The organism is Stenotrophomonas maltophilia (assembly GCF_023518235.1).
GTDB lineage: Bacteria > Pseudomonadota > Gammaproteobacteria > Xanthomonadales > Xanthomonadaceae > Stenotrophomonas.
The window spans coordinates 486908-502931 of record NZ_CP090423.1 but is presented as its reverse complement, the minus strand read 5'-3'; the positions used below and the strand labels follow the sequence as shown (position 1 = coordinate 502931).

The window sequence follows — 16024 nt, the reverse complement described above, 5'->3', positions numbered from 1 at the left end:
ATCGCGCGGCCAGTTCAGGCGCAGGGTAGGAACTGCTCCAGCAGCGGGGCTATGAAGAAAGTTGCAAAGTAGGCTGAATGCGGCGCAGGGACGTCCCTTGACCCTGGAGCGGACTCAAGGCTCCACAATGGGCGTCAGCATCCGCAGGAATCCGCCATGAACATTGGTCAACTGGCACGCCAGGCCGGCGTACCGATCGATACGGTGCGCTATTACGAGCGCCAGCAGCTGCTGCCCCCGGCAGCACGCTCAGCCGGGGGCTATCGCATCTTCGGCGAGCCTGACCTGCGTCGCCTGCGCTTCATCCGCCGCGCCAAGGCGCTGGGCTTCAGCCTGGAGGAGATCGGCGAACTACTGGCCCTCAGCGACCAGCACCGGCATGACATGGGCAGCGTGCGCGACACGGCGCAGGCACGCCTGCGCGACATCGCACAACGGATGGCGGAACTGCAACGCATGCATGCGGCCCTGTCGCAGCTGGTTGAGGCCTGCCCCGGTCATGGCACGCTGGATCAATGCCCGATCCTGGCTGCCCTGACCGATGGCAACGCATGAGCGCAGAGGCATGACATCACCTTCGCGATCGACGTGAAGAAAAGTGCAACAAATGCTTGCCAACCCCCTGGGGCAAGGCTATTATTTCGCTCCTCAGCGACGTGGGGCCATAGCTCAGCTGGGAGAGCGCCTGCATGGCATGCAGGAGGTCAGCGGTTCGATCCCGCTTGGCTCCACCAAACTTTCGGCATTAGGCCGTCGAAAGGTCGCAAAGAACATTGATGAGATCTGCGTCCCCATCGTCTAGAGGCCTAGGACATCACCCTTTCACGGTGGCGACCGGGGTTCGAATCCCCGTGGGGACGCCACTCATCACGAACAACGAGGACCCGGCCGATAACCGGGTCTTTTTTGTTCACCGCCTACCGGCATTCAGGTTGTGGCGTTGCGGTTCCCCTGCCCTCGTGGCCGCGGTTGAACCGAAACGAAAAAAGTTCAAAAAAAGCTTCCACAAACGTGAACACGCAGGTATGATAGGCGGCTCGGTAACACGGGGCCATAGCTCAGCTGGGAGAGCGCCTGCATGGCATGCAGGAGGTCAGCGGTTCGATCCCGCTTGGCTCCACCACTTTCGACATTAGGCCGTCGAAAGTTCTACAACTTGAAGTTTTTCGTGCGTCCCCATCGTCTAGAGGCCTAGGACATCACCCTTTCACGGTGGCGACCGGGGTTCGAATCCCCGTGGGGACGCCAGTTTCAAAACGGACTCTGCTCCCGGCAGATCATCCGTAGTTTCATCGGGGCCATAGCTCAGCTGGGAGAGCGCCTGCATGGCATGCAGGAGGTCAGCGGTTCGATCCCGCTTGGCTCCACCACTTCGACATTAGGCCGTCGAAGTTCTACAACTTGAAGTTTTCGTGCGTCCCCATCGTCTAGAGGCCTAGGACATCACCCTTTCACGGTGGCGACCGGGGTTCGAATCCCCGTGGGGACGCCAATTCTTGAGAACCCCGGTTTCGACCGGGGTTTTTCTTTGTCTGCGATTCATGGGAAGGCGCCATCACGCCTCAGAACCGGCGATACATCCCGATCGAGGCCGGCGCGGTCGGCGCGAAACCAAACTGCGCATACAGCCGGTGCGCCTCACCGTCGGCCAGCAGACTGACGTACGCCGACGGCGGCAGGTTCGCCTGCATCCATGCATCGAGCCGTCGCATCACGTCCTTGCCCAGGCCCTGCCCCTGCAACCGCGGCAGCACCGCGATATCGCAGACCTGCAGATGGCAGCCGCCATCGCCGACGATGCGCCCCATCGCCACCAGTTCACTCCCTTGATAGGCACACACACCGAACAGGGTATTGGGCAGCGCGCGCTCGGCCGCTTCCCGGCTCTTGGCACTGAGGCCGGCAAGCACACGCAGCTGGCAGTAGTCTTCGACCGTGGGCACGGCCTCGCGGAACTGGCAGGCGACAGAATCGTTCATGCACTCTCTCCAAAGGGTCAGGCTATCCTGCCGCATCCGCGTCGCAGCCGCTGCGACCCACGCCGGCAGAGTCCCCATGTGCTATTCCGCCCTGATCCGCGCCGACTACGCCAAGCTGGTGCGTGAATTCGGCGCCGTCCTCTCGCTGGAGGAATTTGCCGAACTGTACGCACACGATCCCGGCAAGAAGCGCCCGAAGACCCCCAAAGCCATGGACGATGGCTTTGCCGCCGCACGCACCGAGCAGGGCCGCGACATCCTCGCCAAGATCCAGCAATGGCATGCGCAGGAGCGACAGCAACTGGAGACCGAGCTGGCCCGCCAGCGCGAGCGCCGCGACATCGCCCATGCCACCCTTGCCACGCGCCCCACCCAGAAGGCGCGCAACGACCTGCGCGTGGCCGGCAATCGCATCGAGCGCGCGCAGGCAAGGCTCGAAGACCTGCACCGGGTGCAGCTGCTGCCGCGCGACAACCGCATCTTTCCCGGCACCTACGCGCCGGTGATGGTCTGCGAGCACGGCCAGCGGGTGATCAAGCCGATGCGCTATCAATGCCGGCTGCCGGACAAGCCCGCGCGCAACGACGTGCTCTATCCCGGCACCTACAACGCCCGCCGCGACAGCCTGGAAGGCTACTGGCGCGGCGCCTTCGGCCTGCGCCACGGTGTCGTGGTGGTCAGCGCGTTCTATGAGCACGTGCCCCGCCACGCGATGGCCGGGCGCACACTGGGCACGGACGAGAAAGAGCAGGATGTGGTGCTGGAGTTCCGTCCCGATCCACCGCGCGACCTGCTGCTGGCCTGCCTGTGGGCGGAATGGGACGGCCCGGAGGGACGCCTGCTCTCATTTGCCACGATCACCGATGCGCCGCCCAGCGATGTCGCCGCTGCCGGCCATGATCGCGGCGTCGTGCCGATCCGCAGGGAACACCTGGATGCCTGGCTCAATCCCGACCCGGATGACCTTACGCGCCAGTACCGCATCCTCGACGACCGCGAGGAGATCCACTACGTCTACGAGGAAGCGGGCTGAGCGCCGCGCAAAGATGAAAAACCCCGCCTGGGCGGGGTTCCTGGATCACGGGTTGCCGCCGCACATCGCCTCTTCGCAGAACGCCTGTTCCTGCAGGCACTGCTCGACCTCACCGCCCCGTGCGATGCAGCTCTTGTAGAGCTGGAAACAGGGCTGGCCACACCACGCGGCCGACGCCGTACCACCAAAGACCGCCATCGAAAGGACACCGGCGGCAACCATGCGCTTGATCCACTTCTTCATGCCACGCTCCTTGTAGGCCTGAGCATTCAGGCCCCGCCAGCATACCTGCCTGGCGAAACGGACGTGTCCGCTCAGGCCTTGACGCTGGAACGACCGACCGCGCGCACCAGTGCCTGGAACAGGTCGGCCGACAGATAGGGCTTGACCAGCAGCACGCCGCTGCGCATCGATTCGGGAATCTGCTCGGCCAGCATGCCGGTGGCCAGCACGAAGGGAACGCCGCATGCCAACAACGCAGCCGCCACCGGTTCGCTGGTTTCGTTGCGGGCCAGACGATAATCGAGCAGGGCCACGTCCGGGCGCGATTCCGACAACAGCTGCAGGGCTTCGGACACGCTTGCCGCCAGCCCGACCACGGTCGCACCAGCATGCACCAGCTGCATCTGCAGCAGGGCCGCACTCATCTCGTCATTCTCGACCACCAGCACCCTCAGGTCCTGCAACGCTGTCATCGGCTACCGCTCCTGGAGGTATTCAAGCCGCCGCAGTATAGCCACCATAGAGCCTATACCGACAGAAAGCGCCCTGATCGGCCTTCCCTCTATGAAAGCCCTGCCGACCTCGGTTACACTCGCACGCTGCCTGCCGGTGTGGCGGAATGGTATACGCAGCTGACTCAAAATCAGCCGGGGGTAACCCCATGAAGGTTCGAGTCCTTTCACCGGCACCACTGCATCAAAGGCCAGGTCCCCGACCTGGCCTTTTGCATATGCAGGGCCCGACGCCGCCCCCGGGCGCGATGCGGATGAACCGAACGCGTCATCCCGCTGAAATACCCGCCTTCTGCTGACAACGTTGCCAGTGAACGAAGTTCACACTTTTCTTGCCAGCCTCACCCGCATCTGCCTATCGTGACCGCAGCCGGAGCTGGGGGCGGGGGAATGCATGACGTTGCGTGCCGCATTGTTGTTCCTGGTTACGCACGCACTTGTCATCGGCCTGATCGGCCCTGAAGACCCGGTCGGCTCCTACCTGATGCTGATGGCCGCTCCGCTGCTGGCGGCGCTGGCCTGCGCCCGGCGCGCGCGACGCAGCCAGGCCGCCTTCAAGTGGCGCCTGCTCGGCGTTGCCGTCAGTCTGTTCTCATTGGCCCTGCTGGCCCTGCTGTACCGCAGGATGGCCGGTCTGGGGCCTGCACAGATGATGCTGTCAACGCTGGTTCTGTACGTGTTCTACCGGGTCCCGCTGACCTATGTGGCGGCCAGCCCGGGTGGCGGCAACCGCTGCATCCGCGCGGTGGACCTTGCGATCATTGCTCTGCTTTGGCTGCTGTACTTCATGCATACGCGGGCGCTGGCGCACCTGAACACCGCGCTGTGGATGCAGAGCCTGAGCACCCTGAGCATGGTGCAGAACAGCCTGGTGTTCTGCTTCGCGCTCATCCGCTTCCTGGCTGAGGACAATCCCGACCGCCGCGACTTCTTCCGGACACTTTCGATCTACGCGCTGGGCTACTTTCTGCTGGCGCTGTACATCAACACGGTGCAGCCCCGGGCACCCGACGGAGGGTGGACCGACCTGCTGATCAGCGGCCTGTTCGTGCTGCTGGCGGTGATGGCCGGCAGCACCCGGCGCTGGCCGGCGGTGGCTGTGCCGCGCGATCTGCGCCGCGTCGTCGATGCCGGGGTCCCGCTGATGCTGCCGCTGCTGCTGATGATGGTGGCCCTGCTGGTCGCCCGCCTGCAGCCGTTCCTGGCGACGGTGGGCTTCATCGGTGCCATGCTCGGTTACGCCCTGCGCAGCGTGCTGACCCAGGTCGAGATCCAGCGCCAGCGCGATGAGCTGGAACTGCTGGCCCGGCGCGATCCCCTGACCGGGCTGGGCAACCGCCGCAGCTTCGATGAGTCACTGGCCGGCGCTCATCGCCGTGCGCGCCGTCAGGGCCTGGGACTGGCGGTGCTGATGATCGACATCGATCACTTCAAACGGCTCAACGACACCTACGGACATCCGGAAGGCGACCGGCGGCTGCGGGCCGTTGCGGCGATCCTCGAGGGCTGCCTGCAGCGTGGCGACGATCTGCTGGCCCGCTACGGCGGCGAGGAATTCGTCGCTGCCCTGCCCTCGCCCGACACTGCCCACGCAGAGCAGACAGGTGAGCGGCTGCGTGCCGCCGTGGCAGCCGCCGCGCTGCCGGCCGCCGAGGACAGCGTGACGATCAGCATCGGCGTGGCCTGGCAGCCCCCTGGCGCGGAGACCGCGCCGGGTGATCTGGTCGACCGCGCCGACCAGGCCCTTTACCGCGCCAAGCACGCTGGCCGCAACTGCGTGCGTACCGCCACGGCGGCCGCTGGCGAACGCTCCGACCGTCGTGCCTAGACCGCGCGCAGGACGGCGCCGCCCTGCGGATGGGCGCTGCTGCCCTGCACGCGGAAACCGGCAACGGTCTGCAGCAGCTGTGCCGACTGCTCCTCCATGCTGCGTGCCGCCGCCGAGGCCTCTTCCACCAGCGCCGCATTCTGCTGGGTACCCTGGTCGATCAGATCGACCGCATGATTCATCTGCTGGATGTCGTCGCTCTGCTGCTGCGAGGCGGTACTGATCTCGCGCATCAGATCACTGACCCGGCGCACGTTGGTCACGATTTCGTCCATGGTGCGGCCAGCGCTTTCGACCTGGGCGGTGCCGGCCCCCACATTGGCGACCGACGCATCGATCAGCTGCTTGATCTCCTTGGCCGCGCTGGCCGAACGCTGCGACAGTTCGCGGATCTCGGTGGCGACCACGGCAAAGCCACGGCCGTGCTCGCCCGCGCGTGCCGCCTCCACTGCGGCATTCAGCGCCAGGATGTTGGTCTGGAAGGCGATGCCGTCGATCACCCCGATGATGTCGACGATGCGCCGCGAGGACGCATTGATCACCGCCATCGTCTCCACCACCTCGTGCACCACGCTGCCACCGCGCGCAGCGACCTCGGCGGCGCCACCGGCCAGCTGGCTGGCCTGGCGTGCGTTGGCGGCGGTGCGCTGCACGGTGTCGGCCAGGCCCTTCATCGACACGGCGGTCTCCTCCAGCGAGGCCGCCTGCTGCTCGGTGCGCTGCGACAGGTCGCTGTTGCCCTGGGCAATTTCGGTCGCGCCCACCGCGATGGTGTCGGCGGCGAACTTGATCTGGCTGATGATCGCGGCCATCGCCTCCACCAGCGAATTCACGCCCTCGCACAGTTCACCGATCGGGCCCTGGGTGCCGGCCGTGGCCACGCGCCGGGTCAGGTCGCCCTGCTTGGCCGCGGCCACCACTTCGCGGGTCTGCGCCACGGCACGCTGCATGGCCTGGTTTTCATGCACCTGCGCGGTGATGTCGGTGGCGTACTTGACGACCTTGAACGGCTTGCCGTTGAGGTCGAGGATCGGGTTGTACGAGGCCTGGATCCAGACTTCGCGACCGCCCTTGCCCAGCCGCCGGTACTGGCCGGCATCGTATTCGCCGCGCCCGAGCTTTTCCCAGAACTGGCGGTACTCGGCGCTGCTGCGAAATTCGGGTTCAACGAACAGCGAATGATGTTGGCCACGCACCTCGTCCAGGCTGTAACCGGTGGTGGCCAGGAAGTTGTCGTTGGCTGACAGGATGCGCCCGTCCAGGCTGAACTCGATCACCGCCTGCGACTTGCCGATCGCGGCCAGCTGCCCTGCCGAATCGGCCGCCTGCAGCTTCTGCGCGGTGATATCGGTAGCGAACTTGACCACCTTGTACGGGCGCCCCTGGCGATCCAGCACCGGGTTGTACGAGGCCTGGATCCAGATTTCGCGTTGGCCCTTGCCGAAGCGGCGGTACTGCCCGGCATCGAACTCGCCACGCCCCAGCCGCGTCCAGAAGTCGCGGTATTCGGCGCTGCGCGCCTGCTCCGGGTCGACAAACAGGGAATGATGCTTGCCCTGGATCTCCTCCAGCCGATAGCCCACCGCCTGCAGGAAATTGTCATTGGCCTGCAGAATGGTGCCGTCGAGCGCGAACTCGATGACCGCCTGCACCCGATGCAGGGCCGCCACCTGGGCTTCCAGTTCGGAGCGATCGTTCGTTGCCGACTCGGTGCTGGCGCGATGCGGCGGGGCCAAGGCGCCCAGCAGCGCGCGCCACGGCGACCAACGGGTATGCAGCTCGGCCGGCGCCTGAGCGCCCGCCGTGAAGCCTGGAATGAGCATTGTCTGATCCTCGGTGTCCGACAAAGGGTTGCGACCCGACGGGCGGGATGCCCGGCGGCAACTTCAGTTGCTAAGGACTACAGGTGCCGGATGGCACCCCTCGAGCGGCTGGCAAGAACATTTGGTGCGGGTGCGATCGGCATCTGGGAGCGGCGGAACACACAGCGCGGGCCGCCCATCGGGGGCAGCCTGGGGTCCTGCAGCGGGCGACTGGAGCGGGATCCAGAGGGGATATCGGCGTTGTTGCGGGTGGCTTTAGCCGAATTAGGCGACGCCGGTCGCATCTTCCGGTGCTGCTGCGGGAATGCGGTAGACAACCGCGACGTACTTCACAGCTTGCTCACGTGCGACCGGGGCGCCGCCGAGGGATTCGGCCAGGCGCCGGCTGCGCGTGTTCTGCTCGGCCACCGGGTAGCGGAACGCAGCACAGTGCAGCCGCCGGGACGCGTGCGCCCACACCGCCGCCACGGCTTCACGGCCGTAGCCCTGCCCATGCATCGCTTCGGCGATCCAGATGCCCAGCTCCGGTTCCGCATCACCGGTACGATGCAGACCCGCCAGGCCGAGAAACGCCTCATCCTCGTGCCGGCGGATCACGAACGTGATGTCGCTCGCGTCGGCGATGGTGGGCAACCACGCCTGCCAGACGGCAGCAAAGGCCTGCTCCGATACCGGCGGTTCGAACGCCATGTAGCGGGTCAGCCCCGGCGTGATCGCGGCAAACGCCTGGTCGGCATCGGCCGGGGTGAACGGCCGAAGGCGCAGCCGCCGGCTGTTGATGATCCAGTCGTCAGTGGGCATGTCCAGCTTCGTCACGGTCAATACCCACAGCCTCGCCTGCAACGCCGATGCAGTTCAAGCACAAAAGGTTTGCATGACCAACGGGAGATTCCCCGGCACACGAAAGTGGCCAGCATGCAGCGGACTGCAGGACGTCCATTGACACGGAGATCGCATGTTCCCACGCCTGGCCAGCTTCCTGATCCTGGGCTTGTGCAGCACCGGCACGTTCGCTGCCGATGCCACCTATCGGCCAGACTTCCACCCCGACCAGCTGAAGGGGCCGCCCGCAGGCCGTCCCAACCAGGTGCTGGTGCTGGGCAGCCCGCATCTGTCCGGCCTGCCGAAAACCTTCACACCGGACATCCTGCAGCCGCTGCTGGAGCCTCTGCTCCAGCGCCTGCAGGCCTGGCAGCCCAATGCCATCGCCGTGGAGAACCTGTCCGGCCTGCAGTGCGATTTCATGCGGCGCAACCCGACCCGTTACGCCGAAAGCGTCGAGACCTACTGCATCGACCCGGCGCCGGCGCGGGCCGCCACCGGGCTGGATGTGCCCACAGCCAATGCTGAAATGGAGCGCCTGCTCGCGCAATGGCCGGATACGCCGACGCCGGCGCAGCGCCGCCGGCTGGCCGCCGTGTGCCTGGCCGCAGGCGAGCACGGGTCGGCGTTGGTGCAATGGCTGCGCCTGCCCCCGCAGGAGCGCCGCGCCGCCGACAGCCTGACCCCGGAACTGGTGCAGTTCCTCGACAAGCGCATGACCCGCCGCGACGAGGCCGGCATGATCGCTGCTGTACTGGCCGCGCGCCTGGGCCTGGAGCGGCTGTGGCAGGTGGATGACCACACCGCCGATACGCCCACGGCCAAGGACAAGGAGAAGGCCTATGGTGCGGCCCTGCAGGCGGCCTGGGACAATCCGGCAACCACGGCACGCTTCGCCGCCGATGAGGTGCTGTACGCCAACCTGGCCAAGCCCGGGGGAATGCTCGCGCTCTATCGCGACTACAACGCCCCGGGAACGGCCATGACCGTCTACCGCAGCGACTTCGGCGCTGCCCTGGTCGAGCCGTCCACCGAAGGGTTCGGCCGCAGCTATGTCGGCTACTGGGAAACCCGCAACCTGCGCATGGTGGCCAACATGCGCGACGTGCTCGGCCAGCACCCCGGCAGCCGCATGCTGACCATCGTCGGCGCCTCGCACAAGGGCTACTACGAGGCCTACCTCAACCAGATGCACGATGTGCAGCTGGTCAGTGCGGACGCAGTATTGCAGTGAGTGGGATAGGTGCCGGCCGCGCGCCGGCACTATCCTGCAGGGCCCGAGCTGCAGGTGCCGACATGCTGAAAGTGATCGCCGAGGATTTCATCCATCCCGATGCCGTGGACACCGTGCTTCCCCTGTACCGCGAGCTGGTTGCGTGCACGCAGCGCGAGCCGCTCTGCCTCGGCTATGAACTGTTCGTCGACCAGAAGGATCCGGGGCACTTCGTCTTCATCGAACAATGGCCGGACCGCGCCGCGCTCGACCTCCACTGCGCCAGCGAACACTTCCTGCGCCTGGTGCCCCGGATCAACGCCTTCCAGCGTGCGCCGTGCCGGTTCGTGCTGATGGATGCCGCGCCGCTGTAGTGCCCGCATCGATGCCGTTGCGATCACGGTGGCCACCTCGCCACAGCAGCACGCTGGCCACCACCGTGCACGCCAGGGTGAGGACCAGCGAGGCCACCACGCCCTTGTGCAGCAGCGGCAGCATCGCCTGGGCGAGGCGATCGTCGCGCAGCTGTTCCAGGCGCAGGCCACTGGCCAGCGCCAGGCACCAGCCGACCATGGCCGGTGCGTAGGCGGCGACGGCATTCCGATTCCAGCTGATCATCCTGTGCTCTCTTGTCCGGGAGGATGCGGCGATTGTTCCGCCCCTCCCTCTCACAGGTTGAGACCGCCTCCGGCGGCTATCGCGACCAGCCACCGCCCAGCGCCGCCATCAGCGCGGCGCTGGCCTGCAGCTGCCGGCTCTGGATGTCCTGCAGTCCGAGTTGGGCCTGGCGCGCATCGGTCTGCGCACTGACCACGTCCAGGTAGCTGACCGCGCCACCGGCGTAGCGGTCACGCGCGATCTGCTCGGCACGCCGCGCCGCACTCACTGCCTCCTGCTCGTGGCCGTGCTGGGCGTCGAGCTGGCGCAACAGGGTCAACTGGTCTTCCACCTGACGGATCGCGGCCAGCACGGTCGCGCGATACTGCGCCGAAGCCGCATCGAACTCCGCATAGGCCTCTGCCTTGGCCGCCTTGCGCCGGCCGCCATCCAACACCGGCAGCGTCGCCAGTGGGCCCAATGCCCAGTAGCGGTTGCCTGCCTCGAGCAACGCGCTGCCACCGGAGGTCTGTCCCCCCAGCAGGCCGCTCAGGCTGAGCTGCGGGAACCACGCCGCACGGGCCACACCGATGCCGGCGTTGGCGGCAAACACCCGGCGTTCGGCGGCGGCGATATCCGGCCGGCGTTGCAGCAGGTGGCTGGGCAGATCGGCCGGCACCGCAGGCAACGCCGGCAGCGCGGCATCGGCCAGCGCGAATCCGCTCGCAGGTGCGCCGACCAGCTCGGCGATGGCGTGCCGCACCAGTTCGTTGCGTGCGTCAAGCGCGTCCAGGTCAGCCTGTGCGCTGGCCAGCTGATGACGCGCCCGGGACACGTCCAGTTCCGAGGCGATCTCGCCGCGGAAGCGATCCTCGGTCAGTGCCAGCGCCTGCCGGTAGTCCTCGATGCTGCCATGCAGGATCCCCTGCTGCGCCTGGGTACCCCTCAGCTGCAGGTACAACCCGGTCAACTGCTGCGAAAGGCTCAGGCGCGCGGCGGCCAGGTCATCGCCACTGGCCTCGGCGCGCGCCTTGCCCGCGGCGGCGGCGTTGCGCAGGCGTCCCCACAGATCGAGATCGAACGACAACGAGAATGTGGCCGTGTTGCTGTCATAGATGGCCGGCTGGGTGGCACTGCGCAGCGGCTTGTCATCGGATTGGCGCTGACGCACCGGCCCGGTGCTGAAGCCGACCTGCGGCAGGCGCGCCGCCGCCACTTCCCCGGCGGCGGCACGCGCCGCGTCGTAGTGCGCAACGGCCAACGCCAGCGTCGGATTGGCCTGCAGCAACTGCTGCTGCAACCGGTCCAGCAGCGGGTCCTGGAACGCTTGCCACCATGTCTGTGGCAGCGGCGCGGCAGCCGCCGGGGCTTGCACCTGCTCGTAGGCCGCCGGCATCGCCACCGAGGGCGGCTGATAGGTCGGCGCCAGCGAACAACCTGCAAGCGCGGCTGCCGCCATCAGCGCCGCTGCGCGCTCAACCGCGGGCATGCGCAGGCTCCGCGTTACCGGCGACCACGCGCACATGATCGCCCTCGCGCAATGCATCCGGCGGGTTGGGAATCACCCGGTCCCCCGCCTTCAGGCCACGGTCCACGCGCAGCGTGCTGCCCAGGTCACTGGCGATGTGGATATCGCGCAGGTGCACGATGTCCTTGCCATCAACCACCGCCACCTGGGTGCCCTTGGCCCGGAAGATCAGCACCTCGGCCGGCACGCTCACGCCGGCACCGCCGCCCTGCAGCGGCAACGATACTTCCGCGTAGCTGCCGGGCAGCAGTGCGCCATCGGTGTTGTCGACCACGAACTGCGCCAGCAGCGTGCCCGAGCTGCGGTCGATCGCGCTGGAATCACCCTGCAGGGTAGCTGTGAAATGCCCCCCGTCCTGGCCCGGCACCTGCAGCGTGGCCTGCAGTCCGGGCCGGATGCTGGCCGCGCTGTTCTGCGGCACCGGCACCATCAGGCGCAGGCGGCGGGTATCGGCGATGGTGAACAGCTCGCGGCCACTGTCATCGGCGCGGATCAACTGGCCGACGTCGGTCTGTCGCGACGTGACCGTGCCGTCGAATGGCGCCCGCAACGTGCGGTAACGGCCCAGCTCCTGCAGCCGCGCATAGTCGGCCTGTGCGGCTTCCACGCTGGCCTGCGCCGCCACCGCATTGGCCTGTTTCTCGTCCGCCTCCTGGCGCGATACCGAATGGCTGCCCAGCATGCCCTGCCAGCGCTCGGCACTGACCTTGGCCAGCGCCGCGTCGGCCTGCACCTGCAGCAGGTGGGCGTGGGCCTGGGCGATCTGCTGATCCAGCTCCGGATTATCGATCACCGCCAGCACCTGGCCAGCCTTCACCGGCTGGCCGATGTCGGCACTCCAGGATTTCAGGTAGCCGCCCACCCGGGCATGGATCGGCGCTTCGGTCCAGGCGCTCAGGTGCGCCGGCAGGGTCAAGGTACCGGCAGCGCCCTGCTCTCCCGCAGTGACCACCTGCACCGAAGGAACCGCCTGGCGCTCGGTCCACTCGACCACCGCGTGTGCCTGCTGTGCACGCAGGGCCAGACCGGCGGCCACCAGCACCAGCGCCACGGCGGCGGCCAGGAGCAAAGGACGGCGCAGCGAACGCTGCGGCAGCGAAGACTCAGACATGCAGGGGTTCTCCGGCAGGAGCAGTACGGGTTTTACGGGAATGGGCCAGCGCGAACACCACGGGCACGAAGATCAGCGTGGCGCAGGTTGCCAGCAGCAGGCCACCGATCACCGCACGACCCAGCGGCGCGTTCTGCTCGGTGGACAGTGCGGTCGGCAACATGCCCAGGATCATCGCCAGCGCCGTCATGCAGACCGGGCGGAAGCGGGTGAAACCTGCCTCCAGTGCGGCCTTGGCGGCATCACCGTGTTCGGCCAGACGCTCACGGCAGAAGCTGACCACCAGGATCGAATTGGCCGTGGCCACGCCCATGCAGAGGATGGCGCCGGTCAGCGCCGGCACCGACAGCGTGGTGTGGGTCAGGAACAGCATCCAGACCACCCCGGCCAGCCCGGCCGGCAGCGCGGTGATGATCACGAACGGGTCGGTCCAGGACTGGAAGTTGATGACGATCAGCAGGTAGATCAGCACGATCGCGGCCAGCAGGCCGTAGCCGAGGCCGGTGAAGGCCACATGCAGCGCGTCGATCTGCCCGTGCAGGCCAACCTCGGTGCCGCGCGGACGCTGGCCGGCCATGCCGTCGATGACCTTCTGCACATCGGCCGCCACCGCGCCCAGGTCGCGGCCCTGCACGCTGGCAAACAGATCCAGCGTGGGCTGCACGTTGTAGTGGGTCACCACCGCCGAGCTGGAACCGCGCTGGATGTCGGCCAGTCCGCCCAGCACCTGCGGCACGCCACCGCTGCCGGTCACCGGCAACGCCTGCAGCGCGGCCAGGCTGTCCATGCGGTACTGCGGCGTCGCCGCGACCACGCCGTAGGAGATGCCGTTCTTCGGGCTCAGCCAGAACGTGGGGGCCACCTGGCCACTGCCGGCCAGCGAGGCCACCATGCTGTTGGTGACGTCGCGTTCGGTGATGCCCAGGCCGTTGGCGCGCAGGCGATCAACGTCCACCTTCAAGGTGGGATAGCCGTCGGGCTGCTGCAGGCGCAGGTCGACCAGCCCCGGCACGTGGCGCAGGCGGCGCTGCAGTTCCTGCGCATAGGCACGGTTGCCGGCTGCGTCCGGCCCGGCAATACGGATATCCAGCGGCGCCGGTGAACCGAAGTTGAGGATCTGGCTGCTGGTGTCGGCCGGCAGGAAGGCGAAGCTGGCACCCGGGAATGCGGCCGGCAGCACTTCGCGAAGGTGCTTCTCGTAGGCTGCCGCATCAGCATGACCCGGCTTCAGCGAGACCTGGATGTCACCATCCTGTGGACCGATGGTGCCACTGGCGCTGTAGGCCATGTTGATGCCGGTCATCGGCAGGCCAAGGTTGTCGACGATGGCATCGATCTCGTGCGGCGGGATCTCCTGGCGGATGCGTGCCTCGATGCGATCGAAGGCCGCAGCGGTTTCCTCGATGCGCGTGCCCAGCGGCAGGCGCACATGCAGCGACAGTGCGCTGGCTTCGGTGGCCGGGAAGAAGTCCTGGCCCAATGTCGGCAGAAGCGCGAAGGACAGCAGCACGCAGGCCATGAAGCCGACCAGGAAGCGCCCACGATGGGCCAGTGCCAGGCCCAGCAGCGCGTGGTACAGGTCACGGGTGGCGGAGAAACCGGCTTCGAAGCGCTGCTGCCAGCGCACCATGGTGGCGGTGAAGCGCGCGCGGCGGGGCTGCGGATGGTCACCTTCGTGATGGTTGAGGAAGGCATCTTCGGGATGATGACCGGCGCCTCGCTCCACCCGATGCGGTTTCAACAGATACAGCGCCATGGTCGGCACCAGCGTGCGCGACAGCACGAACGAACTGGCCATGGCGAAGATCACCGCCAGTGCCATCGGCCGGAACAGGTAGCCGGCAATACCATCGAGCAGGAACATCGGCACGAACACGATGCAGATGCACAGCAGCGACACGAATGCCGGGCCGACGATCTGCGCGGCGCCGTCCAGAATCGCCTCGCGTACGCCCTTGCCCTGCTCCAGGTGCCAGTTGACGTTCTCGATGGTGACCGTGGCATCGTCGACCAGGATGCCCACCGCCAGTGCCAGGCCGCCCAGCGTCATCACGTTGAGCGTCTGCCCGGCGGCCGACAGCAGCGCGATGGCCGACAGCACCGCCAGCGGAATCGACGCGGCGATGATCACTGTCGAGCGCCAGCTGCCGAGGAACACCAGGATCATCACGCTGGTCAGCAGCGCGGCGATGATGCCTTCGCGGGCGACGCTGCTGATCGATTCGCGCACGAAGGTGGAGGCATCCCCCAGCAGCGAGATCTTCAGCGACGGCGGCAGCGTTTCGCCGATCTGCGGCAGCATGCCGCGGATGCGGCTGACCAGGGTGAGCGTGGAGGCATCGCCGTTCTTCAGCGCGGCCATCAGCACCGAGTGCCCGCCGTTGACGCGCACGATGTTGGTCTGCGGCGGCGCGCCATCACGGACGTGGGCCACCTGGCCAATGGTGACAACCGCACCGTTGACGCTGCGGATCGGCAGATCGTTCAGCGCCTCGATCTCACTGGGGCTGTTGTTGAGCAGCACGGTGAACTCGCTGCTGCCCAGCTTGGCAGTGCCGACCGGGGTGATCTGGTTCTGCGCGGCCAGCGCATTGCCCACGTCCTGCGCCGACAATCCCTTGGCCGCCATCGCCTGCGGGTCCAGATCGAGGGTAATCTGGCGCTGCTTGCCGCCGTACGGCGCGGGAATGGCCAGCCCGGGAATCGAGGTGAGCGGCGGCCGCACGGTGTTCTGCGCCAGGTCACGGATCTGCGATTCGCCCAGGGTCGGGCTGGAGAACGCCATCTGCAGCACCGGCACGGTGGAGGCGCTGTAGTTGAGGATCAGCGGCGGCGTCATGCCGGCCGGCATCTGCTTGACGATGGTCTGCGAGATGGCGGTGATCTGCGCATTGGCGGTGCGGATGTCCACACCCGGCTGGAAGAACACCTTGACCACGCCCATGCCGGCCAGTGACTGCGACTCGATGTGCTCGATGTCATTGACGGTGGTGCTCAGCGCGCGCTCGTAAGGGGAGACCACCCGACCGGCCATCGCATCCGGCGACAGGCCGGTGTACTGCCAGACCACCGCGATGACCGGGATGCCGATATCGGGAAACACATCGGTGGGGGTGCGCAGTGCGCTGAGCGGACCGACGATGCAGATGAAAATGGCCATCACCACGAAGGTGTAAGGCTTGTTGAGCGCGGTCCTGACCAACCCGAGCATGCGGCTCTCCAGCGGTGCCACTGCCCACCGCGGGCAGCGCAGGCCGGCAAGTATCGGCGCTGGCAGCTAAAACAATGCTGTGCTACGGATGAAACATATTTCATGAAAGGGGTGGGTTCGGCAGGGTGGCGCCCTGCACCCGCCG

The 16024-nt window shown here is 67.0% G+C and carries 14 protein-coding genes and 7 tRNA genes; 12 read left to right on the top strand and 9 right to left on the bottom strand.

Annotated elements, in window-relative coordinates; genetic code table 11:
- Positions 1-156: 156 nt before the first annotated feature.
- From LZ605_RS02640 to LZ605_RS02610, 7 genes are all read left to right on the top strand, one after another.
- Complete coding sequence (locus LZ605_RS02640; RefSeq protein WP_249843668.1) at positions 157-555, top strand: heavy metal-responsive transcriptional regulator; 399 nt, start codon at positions 157-159, stop codon at positions 553-555.
- Positions 556-658: 103 nt separating this feature from the next.
- Positions 659-734 (top strand) — tRNA-Ala (locus LZ605_RS02635).
- Positions 735-787: 53 nt separating this feature from the next.
- A tRNA-Glu gene (locus tag LZ605_RS02630) sits at positions 788-863 on the top strand.
- 184 nt (positions 864-1047) lie between these two features.
- Positions 1048-1123 (top strand) — tRNA-Ala (locus tag LZ605_RS02625).
- Between the two features lie 49 nt (positions 1124-1172).
- Positions 1173-1248, top strand: a tRNA-Glu gene (locus LZ605_RS02620).
- Positions 1249-1294: 46 nt separating this feature from the next.
- A tRNA-Ala gene (locus tag LZ605_RS02615) sits at positions 1295-1370 on the top strand.
- Positions 1371-1416: 46 nt separating this feature from the next.
- Positions 1417-1492 (top strand) — tRNA-Glu (locus LZ605_RS02610).
- Between the two features lie 70 nt (positions 1493-1562).
- On the opposite strand, the gene LZ605_RS02605 is transcribed toward LZ605_RS02610, so the two are convergent.
- Entirely contained in the window at positions 1563-1979 is a 417-nt protein-coding gene (locus LZ605_RS02605) for a GNAT family N-acetyltransferase (protein ID WP_249843667.1), read from the bottom strand.
- A gap of 76 nt (positions 1980-2055) precedes the next feature.
- On the opposite strand from LZ605_RS02605, the gene LZ605_RS02600 reads away from it, so the two are divergent.
- Entirely contained in the window at positions 2056-3012 is a 957-nt protein-coding gene (locus LZ605_RS02600; RefSeq protein WP_249843666.1) for an SOS response-associated peptidase family protein, read from the top strand.
- A gap of 45 nt (positions 3013-3057) precedes the next feature.
- Here LZ605_RS02600 and LZ605_RS02595 read toward each other — a convergent pair whose 3' ends face one another.
- Positions 3058-3255, bottom strand: coding sequence for a hypothetical protein (locus tag LZ605_RS02595; protein ID WP_010484956.1), 198 nt, complete (start codon positions 3253-3255; stop codon positions 3058-3060).
- A 71-nt stretch (positions 3256-3326) separates the two neighbouring features.
- Entirely contained in the window at positions 3327-3707 is a 381-nt protein-coding gene (locus LZ605_RS02590) for a response regulator (protein ID WP_249843665.1), read from the bottom strand.
- A gap of 132 nt (positions 3708-3839) precedes the next feature.
- Between LZ605_RS02590 and LZ605_RS02585 the strand changes: the two genes are divergently transcribed.
- Both LZ605_RS02585 and LZ605_RS02580 read left to right on the top strand, forming a co-directional pair.
- A tRNA-Leu gene (locus tag LZ605_RS02585) sits at positions 3840-3925 on the top strand.
- A gap of 215 nt (positions 3926-4140) precedes the next feature.
- Positions 4141-5574 (top strand): GGDEF domain-containing protein, encoded by a 1434-nt coding sequence (locus LZ605_RS02580; protein WP_249843664.1) that lies wholly within the window; start codon positions 4141-4143, stop codon positions 5572-5574.
- Here LZ605_RS02580 and LZ605_RS02575 read toward each other — a convergent pair.
- Entirely contained in the window at positions 5571-7397 is a 1827-nt protein-coding gene (locus LZ605_RS02575) for a methyl-accepting chemotaxis protein (protein ID WP_249843663.1), read from the bottom strand. The two genes, LZ605_RS02580 and LZ605_RS02575, sit on opposite strands and share 4 nt — an antisense overlap.
- A gap of 264 nt (positions 7398-7661) precedes the next feature.
- Positions 7662-8198, bottom strand: coding sequence for a GNAT family N-acetyltransferase (locus tag LZ605_RS02570; protein WP_249843662.1), 537 nt, complete (start codon positions 8196-8198; stop codon positions 7662-7664).
- Between the two features lie 154 nt (positions 8199-8352).
- Between LZ605_RS02570 and LZ605_RS02565 the strand changes: the two genes are divergently transcribed.
- Positions 8353-9453: a DUF5694 domain-containing protein gene (locus tag LZ605_RS02565; RefSeq protein WP_249843661.1), complete on the top strand. Its 1101-nt coding sequence runs from the start codon at positions 8353-8355 to the stop codon at positions 9451-9453.
- A 62-nt stretch (positions 9454-9515) separates the two neighbouring features.
- Complete coding sequence (locus LZ605_RS02560; RefSeq protein ID WP_249843660.1) at positions 9516-9806, top strand: putative quinol monooxygenase; 291 nt, start codon at positions 9516-9518, stop codon at positions 9804-9806.
- Here the strand turns inward: LZ605_RS02560 and LZ605_RS02555 are convergent.
- From LZ605_RS02555 to LZ605_RS02540, 4 genes are all read right to left on the bottom strand, one after another.
- A complete protein-coding gene (locus tag LZ605_RS02555) occupies positions 9748-10050 on the bottom strand; it encodes a hypothetical protein (protein WP_249843659.1) in 303 nt (100 codons plus the stop codon). The two genes, LZ605_RS02560 and LZ605_RS02555, sit on opposite strands and share 59 nt — an antisense overlap.
- 76 nt (positions 10051-10126) lie before the next feature.
- The gene (locus tag LZ605_RS02550; RefSeq protein WP_249843658.1) at positions 10127-11518 is read right to left on the bottom strand and encodes an efflux transporter outer membrane subunit; all 1392 of its coding nucleotides are present in this window, start codon (positions 11516-11518) and stop codon (positions 10127-10129) included.
- Positions 11505-12668, bottom strand: a complete 1164-nt coding sequence (locus tag LZ605_RS02545; protein WP_249843657.1) for an efflux RND transporter periplasmic adaptor subunit — start codon at positions 12666-12668, stop codon at positions 11505-11507. The genes LZ605_RS02550 and LZ605_RS02545 overlap by 14 nt, the downstream gene beginning before the upstream one ends.
- Positions 12661-15879, bottom strand: a complete 3219-nt coding sequence (locus LZ605_RS02540) for an efflux RND transporter permease subunit (RefSeq protein WP_249843656.1) — start codon at positions 15877-15879, stop codon at positions 12661-12663. Before LZ605_RS02540 ends, LZ605_RS02545 begins: the two co-directional genes overlap by 8 nt.
- Between the last annotated feature and the right edge of the window lie 145 nt (positions 15880-16024).

Coding starts and splice junctions, on each gene's coding strand:
- LZ605_RS02605 (WP_249843667.1), bottom strand. CDS start 1,979: ATGAACGATTCTGTCGCCTGCCAGTTCCGCGAGGCCGTGCCCACGGTC.
- LZ605_RS02550 (WP_249843658.1), bottom strand. CDS start 11,518: ATGCCCGCGGTTGAGCGCGCAGCGGCGCTGATGGCGGCAGCCGCGCTT.
- LZ605_RS02570 (WP_249843662.1), bottom strand. CDS start 8,198: ATGCCCACTGACGACTGGATCATCAACAGCCGGCGGCTGCGCCTTCGG.
- LZ605_RS02560 (WP_249843660.1), top strand. CDS start 9,516: ATGCTGAAAGTGATCGCCGAGGATTTCATCCATCCCGATGCCGTGGAC.
- LZ605_RS02580 (WP_249843664.1), top strand. CDS start 4,141: ATGACGTTGCGTGCCGCATTGTTGTTCCTGGTTACGCACGCACTTGTC.
- LZ605_RS02590 (WP_249843665.1), bottom strand. CDS start 3,707: ATGACAGCGTTGCAGGACCTGAGGGTGCTGGTGGTCGAGAATGACGAG.
- LZ605_RS02565 (WP_249843661.1), top strand. CDS start 8,353: ATGTTCCCACGCCTGGCCAGCTTCCTGATCCTGGGCTTGTGCAGCACC.
- LZ605_RS02595 (WP_010484956.1), bottom strand. CDS start 3,255: ATGAAGAAGTGGATCAAGCGCATGGTTGCCGCCGGTGTCCTTTCGATG.
- LZ605_RS02640 (WP_249843668.1), top strand. CDS start 157: ATGAACATTGGTCAACTGGCACGCCAGGCCGGCGTACCGATCGATACG.
- LZ605_RS02545 (WP_249843657.1), bottom strand. CDS start 12,668: ATGTCTGAGTCTTCGCTGCCGCAGCGTTCGCTGCGCCGTCCTTTGCTC.
- LZ605_RS02600 (WP_249843666.1), top strand. CDS start 2,056: ATGTGCTATTCCGCCCTGATCCGCGCCGACTACGCCAAGCTGGTGCGT.
- LZ605_RS02555 (WP_249843659.1), bottom strand. CDS start 10,050: ATGATCAGCTGGAATCGGAATGCCGTCGCCGCCTACGCACCGGCCATG.
- LZ605_RS02575 (WP_249843663.1), bottom strand. CDS start 7,397: ATGCTCATTCCAGGCTTCACGGCGGGCGCTCAGGCGCCGGCCGAGCTG.
- LZ605_RS02540 (WP_249843656.1), bottom strand. CDS start 15,879: ATGCTCGGGTTGGTCAGGACCGCGCTCAACAAGCCTTACACCTTCGTG.